This window comes from Rhodobacteraceae bacterium M382 (genome assembly GCA_025141015.1).
GTDB lineage: Bacteria > Pseudomonadota > Alphaproteobacteria > Rhodobacterales > Rhodobacteraceae > Aliisedimentitalea > Aliisedimentitalea scapharcae.
This window is the reverse complement of the sequence record CP081098.1, coordinates 3,576,647-3,596,715: the sequence shown is the minus strand read 5'-3', so window position 1 is coordinate 3,596,715 and position 20,069 is coordinate 3,576,647. Positions and strand designations below refer to the sequence as shown.

The following is a 20,069-nucleotide window of genomic DNA, read 5'->3' as shown; positions in this document are numbered from 1 at the left end:
CCATGCTGACACTCAACCTTACCAACACACCCACCTGGCTGACTCTCGCTCCCGGTGTCCGCCTGCTTCTGGCCCCGCTGACCACAGCGCTGATGGTCTCGGCCCGCGCCGATCCCGCCGTCGAAGGTCTTCCCGAGAGCGCCAGCACCGAAGAACTGGCGCTGGCCATGGCGAAAGCCGTGGCGCGCCGGGCGGTGCTGGACTGGGAGGGTGTTGGGGATGCGGAGGGCAATACCGTCGCTGTCAGCCCGGAGGGGATTGATGCGCTTTTGGAGATCTGGCCGATCTTTGAAGCCTTCCAGACGGATTATGTCAGCAAGGGGTTGCTGCTGGACGCGGAAAAAAACGTCTCTGCGCCCTTGCCGAATGGGAGTTCGGCGGGGGCGCAAACTACTGCGGCGCGTGCGAAGGCAGCTGCCCGGACTGTCCGGCAAAGCAAAACCAACCCCTGACCTTTGAGGGCTGGCAGATCTGGGATCTGGTGGGCCGTCTTGGCGGCCAGCTGCGTGTAATCCCCGGCACAGTTCTGGGCTGGGATCTTGGTGCCGCAATGATGCTGGCAGAGGCGCTGGGCGTGAACAGGCTGGTTGCCGCAGAACTGCTGCCCGGAATTGAAGCCGTGATGGTGCGCAAGGCCAATGAACAGATTGAAGGTGTAAGAAATGGCTGAGAAACGGGTGTCTGTTCGTCTGGCGGCGGTTGGCGGACGACAGGTGCGCGCCGAGCTTGAGGGTATTGGTGAGGCCGGTGCCAAAGGCATGGGGCGTCTGTCGCGCGAAATGGAAGCCGCCAATGCGCGAATGGCAGGGTTCGCCCGCAAGGCAAAGGTAATGGCAGCAGCAGCCGCCGCAGCGGCCGTTGCCGCTGGCGTCGCGATGATCCGCTCCGGCCTGCAAACGGTGGATGCGCAGGCCAAGCTGGCGCAATCGCTGGGCACTACGGTTGCGAGCATTCAGGTGCTGGAGCGCGCGGGCGATCTGGCCGGTGTGTCCATGTCAGGTGTGGAACAGGCCACCAAGGACCTGACCCGGCGGCTGAGCCAGGCCGCATCCGGCACTGGTCCGGCGGCAAAGGCACTGGATCAGTTGGGCCTGTCCGCCAAGGATCTGATGGCTCTGCCGCTGGATGAGCGCGTCGGTGCAATCAACGCAGCTATCGACGCCTTCGTACCAGTGGCCGAACGCGCCGCACTTGCAGGTCAGCTCTTCGGCGAGGAAGGCAGCATTGCAATGTCGCGCATTGATACGGGCGTATTGCGACAGGCCACGGATGATGTGCGGGATTTCGGTGTGGTCGTTTCCGAACAGGATGCGGACCAGATCGAACGCACTAATGACGCGATCTCCCGGCTAGGCCTGATCTGGCGCGGGGTGTCGAACCAGCTGGCGGTGGCTGCAGCCCCGGCGCTGGAAGCAGTGGCAAACGCGATGGCGTCCATGGCGCGCAGCACAGGGCCGATCGGCATCGCCATCCGGGGGTTGTTCGACAATCTCGGCCGCCTTACCACTTACGCCGCCACCTTCGCTGCCATGATGGCAGGACGCTGGGTTGCCGGACTGGCCGCGGCTGCCCTGTCCGTGCGTGGTCTTGCCACAACGCTGGTGGTTCTGCGCGGCGCGCTCATTCGCACCGGCATCGGCGCCCTGATCGTCGGCGCGGGTGAGCTGGTACATCAGTTCACAAAACTGGTCTCCGGTGCGGGTGGCTTTGGCAACGCCATGGGTTTGCTCCGGGATGTTGTCGGTGAAGCCTGGGACCGGCTGAAGTTGGGAACCGCCTCCGCAGGTGCTGCCGCCACGGCAATGTTTGCCGGGATCAAGGCCGACGCGGCCAGTGGCATGCAAAGCGCGATTGAGAGCGTTGTCGGGTTTGGCAACACGGCAGCCAATACATTTGAAGGCGCATACCAGGCAATCACCTCAATCTGGGGTCTGCTGCCTGCTGCGATTGGTGATCTGGCATTCCAGGCAGCCAACAGCCTGATTGAAGGTGTGGAGAGTATGCTCAACGGCGTGGTTGCCCGGATCAACGGATTTATCAAAGGCATCAACACCGGGCTCGAAGCCCTGGGATCAGAACGTCGCATCACCATCCTGGGTGATCTGGATCTTGGCGAGATCCAGAACCGCTTTGCCGGTGCAGCCGGGCGCGCGGGCACGGTGGCGAAGGAAGCTTTTGACCGCGCGTTTGCGGATAATCCACTATCTGTTCCCGATCTTGGACTGGCCAGCGGTGCAAATGAAGCGCGGAACGCTGCTGAGGCTTATAGCGCCGTTTCCGCAGAGCTTGCAGCGGGCGCAACAGCGCCGCTGGCCAGCTGGCAGGCTCTGAAGGATGCCGTCAGAGGCAGTGGTGAAGACGGCGCAAATGCGCTCAATGCCGCCACGGCTGCAGCGGATCAACTGAACACCGCCTTGACGGAGACCGGCACCAACCCGGCCCTTGATGACACGACTTCTGCCGCCGGGAGTGCAGGTGGTGCCCTCAAAGGTGCAGCGGACGTTGCCAGGCAAGCCTGGGAGGGTGCCAAAATGGCAATTGAGCGCACCAAGGAAATGGCCCGCGGCATTGCCGATGACATCACCGGTCCACTGAAAGAAGCATTGAAGTCCGGCGAAATCAGCTGGCAGACATTCGCAGGCGCTGTGTCCGGCATTGCGCAGAACCTCGCCAACCGGTTGATCGACACTGCCTTCAAGCCGATCGAAGACGCGCTGTTCAAAGCACTCAGTGGTGGTTTTGGCGGCGGCAAAGGTGGTGGTACCGGCGGCGGTGGCATCTTTGGATTTCTCACCAAAGCCATTGGCGGGCTGTTCGGTGGCGGGGGCGCTTTGTTTGCACAGGGTGGCGCCTTCGGCCAGGCAGGCGAGATCACAGCCTTTGCCCGCGGCGGTGTTGTTAATCAGCCAACAGTGTTTCCGTTCTCCAAAGGCATCGGGTTGATGGGCGAAGCCGGGCCCGAAGCCATCCTGCCGCTGCGCCGCGGCCCGGGTGGTCGGCTGGGGGTCGATGGAGGTAATGCGCCGCAACCCGAACCGGCCGCCACGCGGATCATCAACGTGCTCGATCCGGGCATTGTCGGAGATTACCTTGCTACGCCAGCCGGGGAACGCGCCATCATCAACGTGATCCGGCGCAACCGGGGCGGTCTTGCTGCCTGACCCCGCTCCAACACTCTGGTCCTTCCCGGCGCGCCAGCCGGGCAGTGAAGTTCTGGAATGGCGCACGGACGTTCTTGCCAGCCGGGAGGGAGAGCAGCGCATCGCTCTGCGCCCCACACCGCGCGAGACACTGACCTGTCGCCATCTGCTGGGCGCAGATGGGATGGCAAGGGCGGCGGAACTGGCACGGTCGGGATTTGCTGATGAATGGCTGGTGCCGCTCTGGGCCATGGCAACCTCGCCGGGGATCACCGTGCTGGAAACGGACACGACAATTCCGATGGTTACCCGCGATGCCGATTACCGTGGCCCGGGGTTTGCGGCACTGGCAAGCGATGGTGGCGAGACTTATCTGGTGGAAGTAGCGCAGGTATTCTCGGATCGTCTGGAACTTGTTGCACCAGTCGGGGTCAACCTGACCCATGCCATCGTGGCACCGGTGCGCCGGGCAGTTCTGACTGCGCCGGTGGAGATCGAACGCCGCCGTCAGGGTCAGGGCATTGTCACCGCCAGTTTCCACCTGCTTGATAGCGCCGATTTGTCGGGGATTTCCGGTGCGGCGATTTATATCGCCATCGACAACTCATATTCAATGTCGGGTGCTGCGATGACTGGAGCCATTGCCGCCGTGCAGGCCCTGATTGCCGACCTCGGCTTGACCGTACCACCCGCGGTCCGGAACGATATCTGCATCCTGACCTGGCACGGGGCAGTCGGGGATATGATCCTGCGCCGCGATGCGGATACGGCGGATTTTGCGGACATCGCTAACTGGCTGACCGCGCAGGGTGCTCTGGGTGGCGGGACGGATTTCGGGGTGGCGGTGAGCGAGGCTGAGGCCTTCTTTGCCGGTGCGGGTGCCAAACGGCGGGTTATCCTGTTCCTCACCGACGGCGAGCCCTATCCGGCTGCTTCGGTGAACCCGGCCATAACAACGCTTGGCAGCATTTCCGACGTCGAAGTGTTTGGCTTCAACATCGGCCTTACCGACACCAGCTTCACCGCCCTGCTGGACAACACGCCGGAGGATGGCGTGCCCGTCATCGCACCAGGGGACATAGACACGCTGCTCTCATCCTTGCGCAGAGCGTTCACCGGTCTGCCCATTTATCTCGGGCGCGATGTGCTGATCGATCCAACTGTGCTGCGCCAGCCGCTGCGCGACACCATCGCTCAGACTATCGAGACGATCGACAACGGTTTTGGACCGATTGTCATCGAGCCCACGCGCGCCTATCTGCAGCGCCGTTCGACACTCACGTTTTTGGATTATGGTCGACAGATTGCTTGGTCGCGGCGGCGATGGTTGCATTCATTGTGCGGACGGCAACGGAGTTTCTGGCTGCCCACATGGGGCCGGGAACTGGTGCTGCAGGCCGACGTTTTGGCGGATGATGATTTTCTGATCGTCGCCCCGACATTCGACCTCGCGACCTGGATCAATCGTCACGTCATGATCGATATGCCCACCGGCGGAATATTCCGGCAGGTCACTGCGGCCAGCTTTGAGGCACTGGGGCATCGGCTCACCATGGTGCCGCCGGGTGTTGATATCCCGGCTGACACCCCGGTGCATGTTCTGACAAAGATGCGCCTCGATACCGACCGGATTGAGTTGGAGCACAGCGCAACCCGAACCGCGATGAGCGCCACCGTGATCGAGGTGCTTGTATGAGCTATGATCAGTTGGAGACCTCGACCGCCGAGGGTCGGCCGTATTTCCTCTACCTTTTCGCCGAAGGGTCAGCTCTGTGGCGGTTCAGCAGCCGGGCGACTGACTGGGTTGCTCCGGTGGGTGCGATTGCCGGGGAGCTAAGCGAGACAGTATGGACAGCATCTGCGCTGTCACACGGTCCCGTCGTGCAAAGCAGCGATCCGCGCCGGGTTGATCTGAGCCTTACCTTCCCGATCTCCGATCCCTTCGCGCGCCGTTATCTTGGCCCCCGCAGCCGGGCAGTCACCACGCTGACGATCTTTCGCGGCCACGAACAGGTGCCCATGGAAGTTGTGGCGCACTGGAAAGGCCGGGTGGTGTCAGCCCGCACCGAAGGTCCACGTATCATCCTGCGTTGCGAATCCCTGTTTACGGCCATGCGCCGCGAGGGCGTACGCGCCAAGTACCAGCGCCTGTGTCGCCATGCGCTCTATGCCGGGGGCTGTCGGCTGGACATCGAGACCTTCTTTGTTGCAGGCACAGCCACCTCCCGGGCCGGATTGCAGGTCACTGTTCCCGAGGCCGCATCCCAACCAAATGGCTGGTATCGCGGTGGCGTGCTGCGCCACAGCGGTCTTCTGGGGTTCATCACCGGGCACACGGGCACTACCCTCACACTTGCGGGGCGCATGCCGGATCTTGAGGCCGCGATTGACGATCCAATCATCACCCCGGCCATCGATATCGCACCCGGCTGCGATCTGCGTCGCGACACCTGTGATGCCAAATTCGCCAACCTGCTGAACTTCGGCGGTTTCCCCGACATCCCGGGCCGCAATCCCTTCGGCGGCTCCAGCATAATCTGAGGCACATTTCTTATGGTCTGGAATTTCATCGTCCAGATCGTCGTCAGCCTGGTGCTGACGGCGATCTCCTATGCGCTGTCCCCAAAGCCGAAGACCACACCACCAAAAGCGGCAGGACTGGATGATTTCAACCTGCCCACCGCCGAGGAAGGCCGCCCCATCCCGGTGGTGTTCGGCACCGTGCTGCTGCGCGGGCCAAACGTGGTCTGGGCAGGTGATCTCAAGGTCGATCCGATCCGCAAATCCGGAGGCAAGAAGTGAACGAACAGGATGCCACAACACCGAAGATCACAGAGCCAAAGACCATCGTGACTGTTCAGGACCTGCGCGCCGCAAAGCTCTGTTTTCAGGGCGCACGACCCTGGCTGGCCCGGCACGGGTTCAGCTGGCAGGATTTTCTCGCCAATGGCATCGAAGCAGAGACGCTGGAAACCACAGGCGATGCGCTGGCAATGCGGGTGATCGCTCAAGCCCGGGCACGTATGGCTAGAGAGGCCCGCATGGCAAGAGAGGACAGTTGCGATGGGTAGCCGGTCCTCAAGCACCCAGACGGTTGGATATCGCTATTCGCTTGGCGCGCATCTGGCGCTCTGTCATGGCCCGGTCGATGCCATCCGGGAAATCCTCGTTGATGATAAAACCGCTTGGTCGATCGGAGAAGGGGCTGCACCAGTCGCTGGTACCGGCGTTGGGGCCGTTCAGAGCTTTGGGACATTCAACAGCGTTTCGGGATTTCCTGCCGACGAGAAAGGCACTTGGTCCATGGTGATGATCCAGGGTCCGGGTGCGCCGACAGGTCTCAGCATTGGACAAGCCCTGAAGTTGGAACTGCAGACCGATGGCACCAGCCTCATTGTCACTGTGCGCTCTATCGCCAATGATGGCGAGGGCGGGCTGACCACCTTGCTGGTCGATCCTCGGACTGTGTCCTTTGCCCTCCAGTCTGTCACCTTCACCTCTGCCGATCCCGTTGAAGCACCTGCGCCAGAACCCGAGGCTGAGGCTCCCGTCACTAACCAGATCCGGATCAACAAACCGGACTTGTTTGGCGGGGAAAGCCGCGAAGGTGGTATTGTCGGCGACATCGACGTGCTGATGGGAGAGCCCTCCCAGGGCCAGAACGACTATCTTGCCGCCCGCGCCGGGGCAAACGTGCCGGGCTATCGTGGACTTTGCTCGCTGGTGTTGCGGCAGGTCTATCTCGGGCTCAACCCCTACCTCAAACCATGGGCGGTGCGGCTGACCCGGGTTCTTGCGGCTGAGGACGGGACGGAGCAATGGTACCCCGAAAAAGCCCAGATCATTGCCGCCGCGCGCATTGGCGATGCGGCGATCTACATCGCCATGGATACCTCGGGCTCCATGTCAGGTGCCCGTATGGCCGCCCAGATGGCCGCAGTCTCGACCCTGATCGGCGAGATCAGTGACAATGCCAATGCGCTGAATGACATTGAGATCGTCACCTACAACGCCACCATCACCGGCAGCATTACCCGACGGAACGCAGATGCAGTCGCTTACGGCGAGCTGAAGTCCTGGGTCGATGGGCTTTCCACCGCCACCGCTTTTGGCACCAACTTCGGGGCGGCGGTTAGTCAGGCCAGTGCCTTCTTTGCTGGCGCTGGTAGCAAACGCCGGGTCCTGATCTTCGTGACGGATGGTGCGCCAAGTCCGGCTTCATCGCTGGAGACGGCGAAAGCAACGCTGGCCGGTATTTCCGCTGTCGATGTCTTTGCTTTCAATATCGCCCTGTCAGATATCAGCGCCACGGCGCAATTGGACAATACGCCGGTGGACGGCGTTCCGGTGGTGCCAGCGGGCGACGCGGACGCGCTGGTCGCCTCGGTACGCGCTGCCTTCGGGCGTGGCCCGGACATGAATCCGGCCCATATCGTCCGCGAATGCCTGACCAACTCCGCCTGGGGGCTGGGATATGGCGATGCGGATATCGGTGCCAGCTTCAACGGTGCGGCTGATACGCTCTTCACCGAGGGTTTTGGTCTTTCGCTGCTCTGGCAGCGAGAATCCACCATCGAGGATTTCATCGCCGACATTCTGAGCCACATTGATGCCTATCTCTATGTCGATCGCCGCTCCGGTCGCTGGGAGTTGCGCCTCATTCGCGATGATTTTGATCCCGCGACCCTGCCAATTTTTGACGAAAGCAACGTTGTCGACTGGGGTGAGCTCGGCCGACGCGAGGCGGCTGATCAGATCAACAGCGTCACGGTGAAGTTTTCCGATGCGCGCACCGATCAGACCGGCTCGGTCAGTGTGACTGATACGGCGCTGGTACAGCTGATGGGTCAGGTGATCAGTACGACGGTGGATTATCCCGGCATCCGGTTTGAAAGCCTCGCCGTGCGCGTGGCGGAACGGGATCTGCGCGGATTGTCGGCCCCGTTGCTGTCTGGCGAGATCACTGTGTCACGCGCCGGGTCTGATCTTGATCCAGGCGATGTCATTATTCTGGACAGTGACCGCAAAGGTCTCGACGCGCTCGTGGTTCGGGTGGTTGAGATCGATCACGGCGACGGGCGCGCCAATGGTGTTCGCCTGCGCATCGTTGAGGATGTGTTTTCACTCGGGGAAACCGCGCTGATTGGCGGCGAGACCAGTGATCCCGTGCCCTTGATTACAGCGCCGCAACCGCTGTCGCGCCGCATTGTGCAGGAAGCGCCGTATTGGATGCTGGTACAGGAATTGGGGCATACGCAGGCCGATACCTTGCTTGCAGAGGATCCCGATACCGGGGTTCTGATTGCTTCTGGCGAGCGCCCGTCATCGGACGCGCTGTCAACGCAGGTCTGGATCGATCCGGGAACAGGATACGCCCCGGAAGAGCCGGTGGAGTTTGTGCCAACGGCAGTTTTGGCCGCTGATGTCACCGACGATCCGACCGAGCGGGTGCTTGCCGTTAGCGACTGGACCGGACTTGAGGACCTGACCACCGGAACCCTGGCCGCCATCGGCGGCGAGTTTGTTCGCATCGATGGGATCAGCGCCACCTCTCTCACTGTCGGGCGCGGATGTCTTGATACACTTCCCATGAACCATCTCGCGGGAACGCCGGTGATCTGCTGGCAGCACATGGCCAATGCCACCGCAACCCAGTTTGCCGCCGGGGAGACCATCGCGGTGAAGATGTTGCCTCAGACTGGCTTTGGCACCCTGCCACTGGCGCAGGCCCCGGCGGATCAGGTTGTGTTGGCCAGCCGGGCGATCCGACCGCTGCCGCCGGGGAATTTCCGCGGCGATGGGTTGTTTGTGCAGATGCTGTCGGGCACCGAAGCAGCGCTAAGCTGGGCGCATCGCGACCGGCTGGCCCAGACCAGCAGCGTGTTTGATGACTACACCGGACCCGACATCGGACCCGAACCGGGGGTTGCCTATGAGGTCCGCATTCACTGGGTCGATACAGCGACAGGTGCGACGTTGGAGCCTGCGGCCGCCGTGATCAATGCAGCACAGGCAACTTCGCTCACCCTCACCGATGCCGACTATCCGCAACCGCCAATCGGGGTTGAGATGGCCGCCATCCGCCTACGTGCTGTGCGGGACGGATATGAGGATCGCGCCTTTCGCGAGTACCGGGTTCTCATCGGTGGCAAGGTTCAGATCACTGATCAGGAATTGGCGATCCTGTTCTCCGGCCCCGGCGTCGATGTGGCCTGGCAGGATCTGATCCTGGGTTTCACCGGTCCGGGCATCGATTTGCTGCATCAGCACATGATCCTCAGTTTTGAAGCCCCGGAGATGGGCATCAGCGCTCAGGAATTGGTGATCGAGATGCTGCCGTAGAGGCAAACCCTCAAGCGTGGCCTGAGACCAGCAAACCCGCACGCAATTTTCGCCTGTGCCCCCATCATTGACAGGAAACGCCCATGACCGATTATCTGATCACCAACAGCGCCGCCCTTCTCGGTGGCATCGAGGACGCCTCGGTCCCGGGCAGTTTTGATCCGCAGCACGCTGATCACGCCCTCCGCTTTGATGAAGTCGAAGCGGCCAGCATTTCGCTGCCAGCCCTCAACGATCTCTGGATCCGGGCAGACTGCTATTATGATGATTTCGACCTCACCTCCAATGGCGACGGCAATTTCTGGACCGTGGCAGTGCCCAACGCCAGCATCGTCATGGTTGATTTCTCCAACGGAGACAAAACGCTGGATTATGCCGGGACCAGCTACGCGACCCCCAATCTGACCGGACCGCCGGTTGATGGCATTCCCGACGCGCAACTTTTTACTCTCGATGTGCATATCGAGACCGGCGCGGCAGTGGCAGGCAACGTCGATGATTTTCGGGTGACACTCTATGTGGGTCTCAGCCTCCTCGGGCAGGTGATCGGAAAGGCAGACAAGGTCAACGGTGCACCGCCGGTGCGGTTTGATTTCGGCGGCACAGATTTCCTCGATGGCAATGCGCGGTTTTTTCTCTCCAACGTGCTGGTGTCTGATCTGGACACGCGAGGCCGACGGTTTCGCATTCTGCGCCCGACCGGAGCCGGAGCCCTGGCCACGGCTGAAGGTGGGCATGCTGAGCTTGGCGATGGCGATCCCGCTACCTTTGCTTATGCCCGCGCCGCCGGTGATGCCGTGACCTCCACCCTCACCCCCGGCGCGGCACCGCCGGGCACCATCGGCAAGATCATCCTCGCCAGCTACGCCCGCAATGCGGTGGAGACGCCAAACCCGGCCGCGGTTGTGAACCGCTTGCGCATTGGCGGCACTGACTATGACGCCACGGGTCAATCACCCGCCGGTGGGTCGATCGAGGCGCTGAGTTCTGAATGGACGCTGAACCCGGCAACCGGCGTGCCCTGGACCTGGGCCGATCTTGCCAGCCTCGAGATTGGCTTCATGGGTGACACCTGAGAGGCGCGGTCCCGGCACCAAACAGACCCTATTTTGAGAAAGACACGTCCCATGACACCACCTTCGCGTGATGGCACAAATCTCCGCATCCCTGAGGCCGAGTTTGAGGCGATGATGGCACGTGCAGCCAAGGCAGGGGCCCGGCAGGCACTGGCCGATGTTGGTCTCGACGGCAAAGACGCGGCGCTTGATATTCGCGATCTGCGCTCGCTGCTGGATTGCGTCCGCTTCGTGCGCCGCACCGCGGTGCAGACCACGGTACATCTCATCACCACCGGACTGATCCTCGCTATGCTCGCAGGCGTGGCGCTGAAGCTGAGGTTCTTTGGTGGCGGGCCCTGATCGGCGCGTGCCGAGCTTTCGATACCAGCACCAAACCTGATGACCCTGATCCAGCCCTCCAATTGGCGGGCCTTTTCCTATGGAGAACCCCATGACACCTACATTCTATGACCACTGGCGCGATGTGCCGGATACCGCCTGGCGCTGGCCCAACTTCTCGCCCGCAGAGATTGCCTGCCGCGGCACCGGCAAGTTGCTGATCAACGAACCCGCGCTGGATAAACTGCAGGCGTTGCGGGATCGCCTTGGTAAGCCGCTGATTGTCCGCTCGGCCTATCGCAGCCCGGAACACAACCTAGCTGTCGGAGGCGCGAAACGTTCGAAGCACATGGAGAGCGCAGCGTTTGATATCGCCATGTCGAACCATGATCCTGTGGCGTTCGAGGCCGCGGCCAGGGAGGTCGGGTTTCTGGGGTTTGGATTCTATCGGCGCTCGGGGTTCATGCATGTGGATCTGGGGCCTGCGCGGCAATGGGGGCAGAGGTTTCCGGTGCGGGAGACCGCCTTTGCTGTTGAGCCGCCGCTGGCACGGGAAATCCTGGCTGAAAGCCGCACCATGAAAGGTGGTGGGGCGGCTGGGGTTGCTACGATCGGTGCGGCTGGGGTTGAGGTTGCGCAGGGTGTTCTGGGCGATACGCAATCTGCCATCCTGCCGTTGGTTCCGTATTTCGACACGTTGCGCTGGGTGTTTATCGCCGCGGCGTTGGCTGGCATTGCGGTCGCGATCTATGCGCGCTGGGATGATTGGAAACAGGGGCAGCGATGATCACCACCTTGCTCGGTGGGATCGCCGCCAGATCATTGGCTCGGGCCGCACTGCGTTATGGGGCCATCGCGCTCGCCATTGTCCTGTTTCTGCTGACCTTGCGCCGATCCGGCGAACGCATCGGGCGGTTGGTCGAGCGCCTTGAAACCACGGAGAAAATCAATGAAGTTCAACGCCGGATGCTGGAGGCGGCGGCTCGTCGTCCGCGTAATCGCGATGAGCTTGCTCAGCGCTTGCGCGACGGGGAGTTCTAAACTGCGCGCCGTGCCTGTCTGTCCACCATTCGTAGAGTACAGCAGGGAACTTCAGGTGCGGGCAGTCGGAGAAATCAAGCTGCTGCCCGCGAAATCGGCAATCGCAGAAATGCTAATCGATTATGCCGAAATGCGGGAACAGACACGGGCCTGTTCTGCATACTAAGAGATTTCTCTGGAAATTTTCAATTGCCGTCAAAACGGAACAACGACACTCGACCAGCAATCAACAAGGACTAATACGAAGAACGAATCCTAGCATCGCTAGCTTGCCAAAGCGGTAGCATCTTTCTCTGATGTGGCCGCCAAATCTGCCAAGATCGGGCAATCTGGGCGGTGATCTCCGGCGCACTCATTAACCAGGTGCGATAGCGTTTCGTGCATTTCATTCAGTTCTGCCAATTTCTGGTCAATTCGTAGCAGATGTTCTTTTGCGATCGCTTTGACATCGGCGCTGGCACGGGTTCTGTCATCGTAAAGAGCCAGCAGGTCGCGGCAATCGTCAATGGAAAAACCCAGGGACCGGGCCCGCCCCAGAAAGGCAAGTTTGTGCAGGTCGCTTTTGCGGAAACTCCGATAGCCATTGCTACTGCGCAGCGGATCGACAAGGCCGATTTCCTCGTAATAGCGAATGGTTTTCGCCGGAAGCCCGGACAAGCGCGATACGTCTCCGATGTTCATTCTTCTGTCTCCTTATTCAGCGGGGGCCGGTTGCATTTCTGAGCCGGCTGGACTTTGGGTAGCCTTCTCAGGCATTATTGGCTGCGCCATCCGCAATCGCAGCGCGTTGCTCAGAACAAACACGCTGGACAGGGCCATGGCCCCGGCGGCCAGAACGGGCGATAACAACAGCCCGAATGCCGGATACAGCGCACCTGCGGCGACCGGGATCAGTGCTGAGTTGTAAGAAAAGGCCCAGAACAGGTTCTGACGGATATTCGCCATCGTGCGTGCAGAGACGTCGAACGCATTCACAACACCACGCAGGTCACCCGACATCAAGACAACATCGGCCGCTTCGATAGCCACATCGGTGCCAGTGCCAATGGCAATTCCGACATCGGCATGGGCCAGGGCGGGCGCGTCGTTTATGCCGTCACCGACGAAGGCGACCTTCTTGCCACCCTGCGCCAGTTCGTTCAGGGCGGCGACCTTGCCATCCGGCAGGACTTCGGCGACCACGTGGTCAATGCCGATTGCATCAGCAATTGCCTGCGCCGTTGCGCGATTGTCGCCGGTGATCATGGCAACTTTCAGTCCAAGATCATGCAGAGCCTTGATCGCCATTTTGGTTGTAGGTTTGACCGGGTCTGAAACCGCAATGACAGCCGCAATCCGACCGTCCACCGCGGCATAGAGCGGGGTCTTGCCTTCAGCCCCCAACGCCTCCCCCGCAGAATACAGGGTCTCCAGATCAATCCCTTCGCGGGTCATCAGTCGGTCCGCGCCAACCAGAACTGATCGTTCATCGACTTGGGCGCACACCCCATACCCGGTGATCGACGCGAAGTCGCCGATATCCGGCAAAGCAATTCCCTCGTTTCCTGCTGCCCGGACAATTGCCTCGGCGATGGGGTGTTCCGAGTCGCGTTCAACGGCGGCCACAAGGCGCAAGACTTCGTCGCGCGAAAACCCATCAGCCACGCTGAGATCGGTCAGTTCGGGGCGGCCTTCGGTCAGGGTGCCGGTTTTGTCCAGCGCGACCACGTTGACAGCCTGAAGGCTTTGCAGCGCATCGCCCTTGCGGAACAAAACGCCCATCTCGGCCGCCCGCCCGGTTCCGACCATGATCGAAGTCGGCGTGGCCAGCCCCATGGCACAGGGACAGGCAATGATCAGGACGGCAACCCCGGCAATAAGCGCATACGACAATGCCGGGTCCGGTCCGAACACAAGCCAGACCACAACGGTCAGCGCGGCCAGCCCCATCACGGCGGGCACGAACCACAGGGTGATCCTGTCCACCAACCCCTGGATCGGCAGCTTGGCGCCCTGGGCCTCTTCGACCATGCGGATGATCTGGGCCAATGTTGTATCCGCGCCCACGCGGGTGGCCTGAAACCGGATGCTTCCGGCACCGTTTACCGTTCCACCGGTTACCGGGTCTCCGCCAGCCTTGGCGACAGGAACGGGCTCCCCGCTTATCATGCTTTCATCGACATAGCTGGTGCCTTGCGTGACATCGCCATCTACCGCGATGCGCTCGCCGGGACGGGCCAACAGAATGTCACCGACCACAATCTGATCCACGTCGATTTCAACAATCTCGTCACTTCTCAGCACATGTGCGGTCTTGGCCTGAAGCCCCAGCAGCTTGCGGATCGCCTCTCCGGTACGCCCTTTGGCGCGGGCCTCAAGGAACCGTCCCAGAAGGATCAGAACGACGATGACCGCCGCGGCCTCGTAATAGACCGCGCGGGTCCCTTGTGGCAGCAGCGTCGGGAAGAACGTTGCTATCACCGAAAACGCATAGGCCGCAGATGTTCCCACCGCCACAAGGCTGTTCATATCCGGCGCGCCCCGCATCAGTGCAGGGAACCCCTTAAGGTAAAACTGACGCCCTGGCCCGATAAGAACGATTGTGGTCAGAACGAACTGGATCAACCAGCTTGTTTCATGGCCAATCGTGTGGCGAATCCAGTCATGAAATGCCGGGATCGCGTGCCCCCCCATCTCCATCACAAAGACCGGCAATGCCAATGCTGCTGCAAGCAATGTCCGCCGCGCAAGGCTCTGCGCTTCTGCCGCTTTGCGCGCGCCCATGTCCTCGGGCGCTGACGCATCTTTCAAACGTGCCGGATACCCGGCATCTGCCGCTGCCTGCAGTAGATCCCCCGGACTGACCTGTCCCTCAAGAAAGGTAACAGTCGCCGTTTCCGAGGCCAGATTCACATTGACCTCAAGCACGCCGGACACAACCGCCAGCGCCTTGTCTACCCGACCGACACAGGACGCACATGACATGGAGTCCACATGCATCGTCACGGATCCGGTGCGTGCCGGGTAGCCTGCTTTATCAAGCGTTGCCAGAGTTTGCCGGGCATCTGCAAGTCCCGAGAATTTCACCACCGCCGTTTCCGAGGCAAGATTGACGGATGCATCCGTTACACCGGTCATTCCCTTCAGGGCTTTTTCGGCGCGCCCTACACAAGACGCACAGGACATTCCCTGCAATGACAGTTTCAGTTGATTTTCAACGCCCATGCGACTCATCCCAAGATCGGTTTCGCCTCTTACATAGGGCTTCCACTTACTGGAAGGTCAAGACCTAATCACAAATTGCGGGTTTCACTCTTGACCCTCCAGCGCTGGAAGGACCCAGATGGTCAGGACAAAGGAGACCCACATGACAAAATTCACAGTTCCGGACATGAGTTGCGGCCATTGCACCGCTGCCATCGAAAAAGAAATTAAAGGCGCAGATCAAATGGCCGAGGTATCGTGTGATCTGTCAGACCGAAGCGTTGCGGTCCAAAGCATTCTTGGCAATGACGCGATACTGGGCGCCATCAAGGAAGCCGGTTACGAAGCGACACTCATCTGATGGCAATCAGTGAGGGCCGCAGGGTGAACCGGCGCACCTGTCTTGCAGGCATGGCTGCAGCTGGGGTTGCGTTTTCTCTGCCGGGTTCGGCATCTGCCCAGACGTCATCGCAGCGGCTGTCGATGCCACCGCTGCTGGACGCGACAAAATCCAGGCGGTTCAGCCTGCGAGCGCAGGCGGGGGAAACGAACTTTCTGAACAGATCGGCCAGCAATACCTTCGGCTTCAATCAGGCATATCTGGGACCTGTGATCCGGGTGACCCATGGTGAAACCGAGGCCACCGTTGAAAATGCCCTGAACCGGCCGGTCTCGACCCATTGGCATGGTCTGTTGATCCCGGGCGAGGTGGATGGCGGCCCCCACCAACCGGTGTTGGCAGGCGAAACATGGCGCGTGACACTTCCGATCATGCAACCATCGGCAACGGCCTGGTATCATTCCCACATCCATGAACAAACCGCCGAGCAGGTTCACGCAGGACTGGCCGGTGTGCTGCAAATCACCGACGGGCGGGATGACGAACGCGGCCTGCCAAGCACCTATGGCACAGATGACCTGACACTGGTTGTTCAGGACCGTCGCTTTGATCGCCGGGGCCGGATGACCTACTCGCGTGGCATGCATGAATCGATGGTGGGATTTCTGGGCGACACCGTTGTTGTCAACGGCCAGATCGGAAGCGTGGCTGTGGTGCCTGCCGGGATCGTGCGGCTTCGGCTGTTGAACGGGTCAAATGCGCGTGTCTACCGGTTTTCCATGGCCTCAGGCCGGGAACTGCACATGGTTGCCACTGATGCCGGTTTGTTGCCTGCCCCGTTGGCGCTGAAAGACATCACATTGGCCCCTGGCGAGCGCATTGAGATTCTGGTCGATTTTTCCGGCACCGACGCAGACAGCCTTTTGAGCGCTTCGGTTTCCAACACGCCCATGATGGGCGGCATGATGGGCGGCGGTGGCGGATCGTTCGACGTGCAGAAATTTGAGGTTGATCCGGGGCTAATCCCGCGCATTGCCACCTTGCCCACGGGTATAGGAGAGGCGCTGCCAGACCTTGATCCGACTGGCGCGGTTCAACGCCAGTTTACATTGGATATGGGAATGGGCGGCGGCATGATGGGGCGGCGCGGCGGCGGCTTTTCGATCAATGGACAGCCGTTTGACATGAGCCATATCAATGTCGCAGCCAAGCGCGGCCAGACAGAACTCTGGCAGGTGTCGGCGCCGATGATGATGCACCCGTTCCACGTTCACGGCACCCGATTTCAGGTTCTGAGCGAGAACGGTCAACCATCGGCCGCACAAAACCGGGGATGGAAGGACACAGTGCTGATTGACGGGCAGGCGGAACTCTTGATGCGGTTTGACCAGCCAGCCCCGAACCATGCGCCGTACATGTATCATTGTCATATTCTGGAACATGAGGATGCGGGCATGATGGGTCAGTTTTCAGTGTCTTGAGAGCTGAAGCCGGAAGGATTGCTCATTTCGGCCTGACTTCCCCGGCTGTGGCCGGAAAACCGTAACTCTCACTCGTTCTTACGGTTCTCGCCCACGATTTCCTGCAATTGCGCCCGTTCCACAAATCCCGGGACCAACGCGTCGCCGATCACGAAAGATGGCGTGCCGTTAAAGCCAAGGGACTGGGCCAGTTGCATTGATGTGGCCAAATGCTCTTCCACTTCGGGTGACTGCATGTCCGCCTTCAACCTTTCAAGATCAAGGCCCACTTCTTTTGCGATGCGAAGAACGGATGCTTCTTCGACCCGGCCCCGGGAACCCATCAGCGCCCGGTGGAACTCTTCGTATTTCCCCTGCGCCCGGGCCGCCAGTACTGGGCGAGGCAAAGACTGATCCCTCGCCCAGTACTGGCCATTCTCTATAGACCAACCGGACATCCGCATCCGCCTCAAGCAGCGCCTGAACTTCGGTCATGGCGCGTTTGCAATAGGGGCAGTTATAGTCGAAAAACTCAACAACCGTCACATCGCCGTCTGGATTCCCCAGAACCGGCGCATTGGGGTCGCGTTCCAGCGCCGCGCGCTGATCGCTCAGGATCGATTGTGTAGCGGATGCCTGCGCCTCGTCCTCGCGTTGTTGCAGGATGGCGACGGCCTCCATAATGATATCTGGATTCTCCCGGATGGCCTCATACACCAGTTCCTTGATTCGGGCCTCGCTGAGTTCCCCAGCAGAGGCGACAAACGGAAGCCCTCCCATAAGGATCGCCAGTGTGACTGTGGTCAGTTTGTTCATGGGTTTGCATCCTTCTGAAGGCGCTCGGCCTCGCTGCGTGTGGCCTGAAGCTCTCTTTCGCGGTCAGGCCAGGTGGATTTGATATAGGTAAGAATATCCCAGATCTGCTGATCACTCAGCTGATCGCCAAAGCCTGGCATGCCACTGTCAAAGTCGACGCCCTGTTGGGCCAGAGCTTCTTTGCCGCCAAGTTTGGTGTAGGAAAATAAAAGCCCGTCTCCGTGATGCCAGGTATGGCCCGTTTTATCATGCGGCGGGGCTGGCAACAGCCCGTCATCGCCCTGAGATCGCCAATTTGGCTGCCCCTGCAAATTGACCCCATGGCAAGAGGCACAGTTTGCCTGATAGAGAGCCTCGCCCGCGGCGGGATCTGCATTATCTGCCGATGTAATTGGTGACCGGGAAGAGAGCGAAAATAAAACCCATCCCCCAAGTGCAAGGGTGGACACCGCAATTACCATAAGCGCGTATCGTTTCATGCGACCACCTTTAGCCAAGTCATCATGCCGGAATCCGCATGGGACAGCATGTGACAGTGGAACAGCCAATCGCCGGGGTTGTTTGCCATAAAGGCAATCTCGCGCGTCTGGCCCGCAAATGTCATCAGCGTATCTCGAAGCGGCCCAAGGTTTCCGCCCTGCATGACTTCGCGGAAATGCATGCCATGAAGGTGCATCGCATGAGGAAAAGATGTGTCGTTGTTAATCTCCACCCGCACCGTCTGGCCCAGAGATACCTCGACCAATGGTGTCTCGGTCATCCCGACGGTCCCGTTGAATGCCCAGAACTCATTGGCCTGCACCATCTGTCGAAAGGACGCCTGCTCGCCATTCAGAATTGCGGATTGCAATGTCCCCATGGCACCACCCGCCATGGTCAGGCGGGCGCACAGTGCGCCCTCAAGACCAGTAACTGACTGATCAGGATTTGGGGGCAACGCCTCCGGAGCGTCCCGGCGGGCCCGGCTGCCCGCCACTGTCACCGGAAAGGACGCCTGGGCGCGCGCCTCTTCGCTCTCAAGGCGCACCAGATAGGCGGTATCACCAACTTCTGCCGTCACATCGACAATCAGATCAACGCGTTGACCCGGCCCTATCAGGAATTCCTCTGTAACCGGCTCGGGCTCTGGCAACGGCATGCCGTCCAACGCGACGACCCATCCCTCAAGCCCTTCCAATGCAAGGACAAATATCCGGGCGTTGGCCGCGTTGATGATCCTTAGGCGCATTCTCTCGTGACGAGTGGTCGGAAGCGTCAGTTCAAAACGTCCATTGGTCGCCACAAAATTCCCGCGCCTTCCCGCGTGGCTGCGATCATGCTGTGCCGCAAAGTCCGGATCGATCTGCGCGGATTCGGGGTTAAGCAGCCAGTCGTCGAGCACCAGAACCTCTTCGCGATCTACGTCGGGGCCATCCGCCTCTTCGACAATCAACGCGCCATACAGACCTCGAGCTACCTGTTCAGCGGATCGGTTATGCGCGTGGTACCAATAGGTTCCCGCATCGGGCACGATAAAATCATAGTCGAATTCCGCACCCGGCATGACGGCCTCTTGCGTCAACCCGGGCACGCCGTCCATTGCATTGTCGCTTCTGATGCCATGCCAATGCACCGAGGTGGCTTGCGGCAGTGTGTTCTTCAGCCTGCGATGCAGGCTTTGCCCCTGAAGCAGCCGAATTTCCGGGCCGGGCGTCTGCCCGCCGTATCCCCAGATCTCGGTCTGCGGATAGCCCGCTGGCGCAAGCTGAACATTTCGCACCTGCGCCTGCAGAACCGGGTTGTTCAGGTCTTCAGCAAGCGACCGGATCGGGGCGGAGGCAAGTAACCCGGCAGCACCGGCTACCCCTACAAATCGTCTTCTCGAGATGTTCATGTCTCTCTTTCCTCTCTTCGGGCGGGTAACAGGTTCGCCCGTCCCGGTATTATTCGCCGACATGATCGTCCATCAGATAGATCGCCATTGCTTTGCGGTCCCCGTCAGTCAGAAACCATGTTCCCTGCAAAACAACTTCGCCCATGGTTCCGCCAAGCGCGCCACCGGATGGCATGACACCGGTTTTCAAAGCATAGGCCAGATTGTCCACGGCCCCACAGTGCGTCCGTAAAGTTTCGCCCGGTATGACAGGCCGGGTAATGCGCTGCCCCTCGCATTGCCATGCGCGAAAGCCGTGGCTGCCACAAAGGTTGTCAACACGCCGCTCATTACAATTGCTTTGGGGTTCATCTTGTCGTCCTAGCATTTCCTGGTTGCAGGGTTGGTGGTTTATCAGGACAGGACTCGCGGTAGCGGCGGATCAAAGGAAACAGGCCAGCTGACCATGGTATTGTCAACGGATCGAAAATTTGGTCG

General features: G+C 60.5%; 19 protein-coding genes and 1 pseudogene. 14 read left to right on the top strand and 6 right to left on the bottom strand.

The window, feature by feature from the left end; genetic code table 11:
• Positions 1-2 precede the first annotated feature (2 nt).
• The 12 genes from K3727_16735 to K3727_16680 all read left to right on the top strand — a co-directional run bounded on the left by K3727_16735 (position 3) and on the right by K3727_16680 (position 11,920).
• Positions 3-452 (top strand): hypothetical protein, encoded by a 450-nt coding sequence (locus K3727_16735; protein ID UWQ90404.1) that lies wholly within the window; start codon positions 3-5, stop codon positions 450-452.
• The gene (locus tag K3727_16730; protein UWQ93430.1) at positions 449-670 is read left to right on the top strand and encodes a hypothetical protein; all 222 of its coding nucleotides are present in this window, start codon (positions 449-451) and stop codon (positions 668-670) included. The genes K3727_16735 and K3727_16730 overlap by 4 nt, the downstream gene beginning before the upstream one ends.
• Complete coding sequence (locus K3727_16725) at positions 663-3,161, top strand: phage tail tape measure protein (protein UWQ90403.1); 2,499 nt, start codon at positions 663-665, stop codon at positions 3,159-3,161. The genes K3727_16730 and K3727_16725 overlap by 8 nt, the downstream gene beginning before the upstream one ends.
• Positions 3,151-4,836 carry a VWA domain-containing protein gene (locus tag K3727_16720; GenBank protein ID UWQ90402.1) on the top strand — a complete coding sequence of 562 codons (1,686 nt, stop codon included), beginning with the start codon at positions 3,151-3,153 and terminating at the stop codon, positions 4,834-4,836. The genes K3727_16725 and K3727_16720 overlap by 11 nt, the downstream gene beginning before the upstream one ends.
• Complete coding sequence (locus K3727_16715; GenBank protein ID UWQ90401.1) at positions 4,833-5,681, top strand: phage BR0599 family protein; 849 nt, start codon at positions 4,833-4,835, stop codon at positions 5,679-5,681. The genes K3727_16720 and K3727_16715 overlap by 4 nt, the downstream gene beginning before the upstream one ends.
• Positions 5,682-5,693: 12 nt before the next feature.
• On the top strand, positions 5,694-5,942 hold the full coding sequence (locus tag K3727_16710) for a hypothetical protein (protein ID UWQ90400.1): 249 nt from the start codon (positions 5,694-5,696) through the stop codon (positions 5,940-5,942).
• A gap of 44 nt (positions 5,943-5,986) precedes the next feature.
• A complete protein-coding gene (locus K3727_16705) occupies positions 5,987-6,211 on the top strand; it encodes a hypothetical protein (protein ID UWQ93429.1) in 225 nt (74 codons plus the stop codon).
• On the top strand, positions 6,204-9,482 hold the full coding sequence (locus K3727_16700) for a VWA domain-containing protein (protein ID UWQ90399.1): 3,279 nt from the start codon (positions 6,204-6,206) through the stop codon (positions 9,480-9,482). The genes K3727_16705 and K3727_16700 overlap by 8 nt, the downstream gene beginning before the upstream one ends.
• Positions 9,483-9,565: 83 nt before the next feature.
• Positions 9,566-10,558, top strand: coding sequence for a hypothetical protein (locus K3727_16695; protein ID UWQ90398.1), 993 nt, complete (start codon positions 9,566-9,568; stop codon positions 10,556-10,558).
• A gap of 51 nt (positions 10,559-10,609) precedes the next feature.
• Complete coding sequence (locus K3727_16690) at positions 10,610-10,900, top strand: hypothetical protein (protein UWQ90397.1); 291 nt, start codon at positions 10,610-10,612, stop codon at positions 10,898-10,900.
• A gap of 91 nt (positions 10,901-10,991) precedes the next feature.
• Entirely contained in the window at positions 10,992-11,666 is a 675-nt protein-coding gene (locus K3727_16685; GenBank protein ID UWQ90396.1) for a DUF882 domain-containing protein, read from the top strand.
• Positions 11,663-11,920: a hypothetical protein gene (locus K3727_16680; GenBank protein UWQ90395.1), complete on the top strand. Its 258-nt coding sequence runs from the start codon at positions 11,663-11,665 to the stop codon at positions 11,918-11,920. The genes K3727_16685 and K3727_16680 overlap by 4 nt, the downstream gene beginning before the upstream one ends.
• A gap of 264 nt (positions 11,921-12,184) precedes the next feature.
• On the opposite strand, the gene cueR is transcribed toward K3727_16680, so the two are convergent.
• Together cueR and K3727_16670 are read right to left on the bottom strand one after the other, a co-directional pair.
• Positions 12,185-12,601 (bottom strand): Cu(I)-responsive transcriptional regulator, encoded by a 417-nt coding sequence (cueR, locus tag K3727_16675; protein ID UWQ90394.1) that lies wholly within the window; start codon positions 12,599-12,601, stop codon positions 12,185-12,187.
• Positions 12,602-12,613: 12 nt separating this feature from the next.
• Entirely contained in the window at positions 12,614-15,124 is a 2,511-nt protein-coding gene (locus K3727_16670; protein UWQ90393.1) for a heavy metal translocating P-type ATPase, read from the bottom strand.
• A gap of 142 nt (positions 15,125-15,266) precedes the next feature.
• Between K3727_16670 and K3727_16665 the strand changes: the two genes are divergently transcribed.
• Positions 15,267-15,464 carry a heavy-metal-associated domain-containing protein gene (locus K3727_16665; GenBank protein UWQ90392.1) on the top strand — a complete coding sequence of 66 codons (198 nt, stop codon included), beginning with the start codon at positions 15,267-15,269 and terminating at the stop codon, positions 15,462-15,464.
• A gap of 50 nt (positions 15,465-15,514) precedes the next feature.
• On the top strand, positions 15,515-16,924 hold the full coding sequence (locus tag K3727_16660) for a multicopper oxidase domain-containing protein (protein ID UWQ93428.1): 1,410 nt from the start codon (positions 15,515-15,517) through the stop codon (positions 16,922-16,924).
• Between the two features lie 68 nt (positions 16,925-16,992).
• Here K3727_16660 and K3727_16655 read toward each other — a convergent pair.
• The 4 genes and pseudogenes from K3727_16655 to K3727_16640 all read right to left on the bottom strand — a co-directional run bounded on the left by K3727_16655 (position 16,993) and on the right by K3727_16640 (position 19,803).
• Positions 16,993-17,719, bottom strand: a pseudogene (locus K3727_16655) (DsbA family protein).
• Positions 17,716-18,198: a cytochrome c gene (locus K3727_16650; protein ID UWQ90391.1), complete on the bottom strand. Its 483-nt coding sequence runs from the start codon at positions 18,196-18,198 to the stop codon at positions 17,716-17,718. Before K3727_16650 ends, K3727_16655 begins: the two are co-directional and overlap by 4 nt.
• Positions 18,195-19,592 (bottom strand): multicopper oxidase family protein, encoded by a 1,398-nt coding sequence (locus tag K3727_16645; GenBank protein ID UWQ90390.1) that lies wholly within the window; start codon positions 19,590-19,592, stop codon positions 18,195-18,197. The genes K3727_16650 and K3727_16645 overlap by 4 nt, the downstream gene beginning before the upstream one ends.
• Before the next feature lie 49 nt (positions 19,593-19,641).
• Positions 19,642-19,803, bottom strand: coding sequence for a hypothetical protein (locus K3727_16640; protein ID UWQ90389.1), 162 nt, complete (start codon positions 19,801-19,803; stop codon positions 19,642-19,644).
• Positions 19,804-20,069 lie beyond the last annotated feature (266 nt).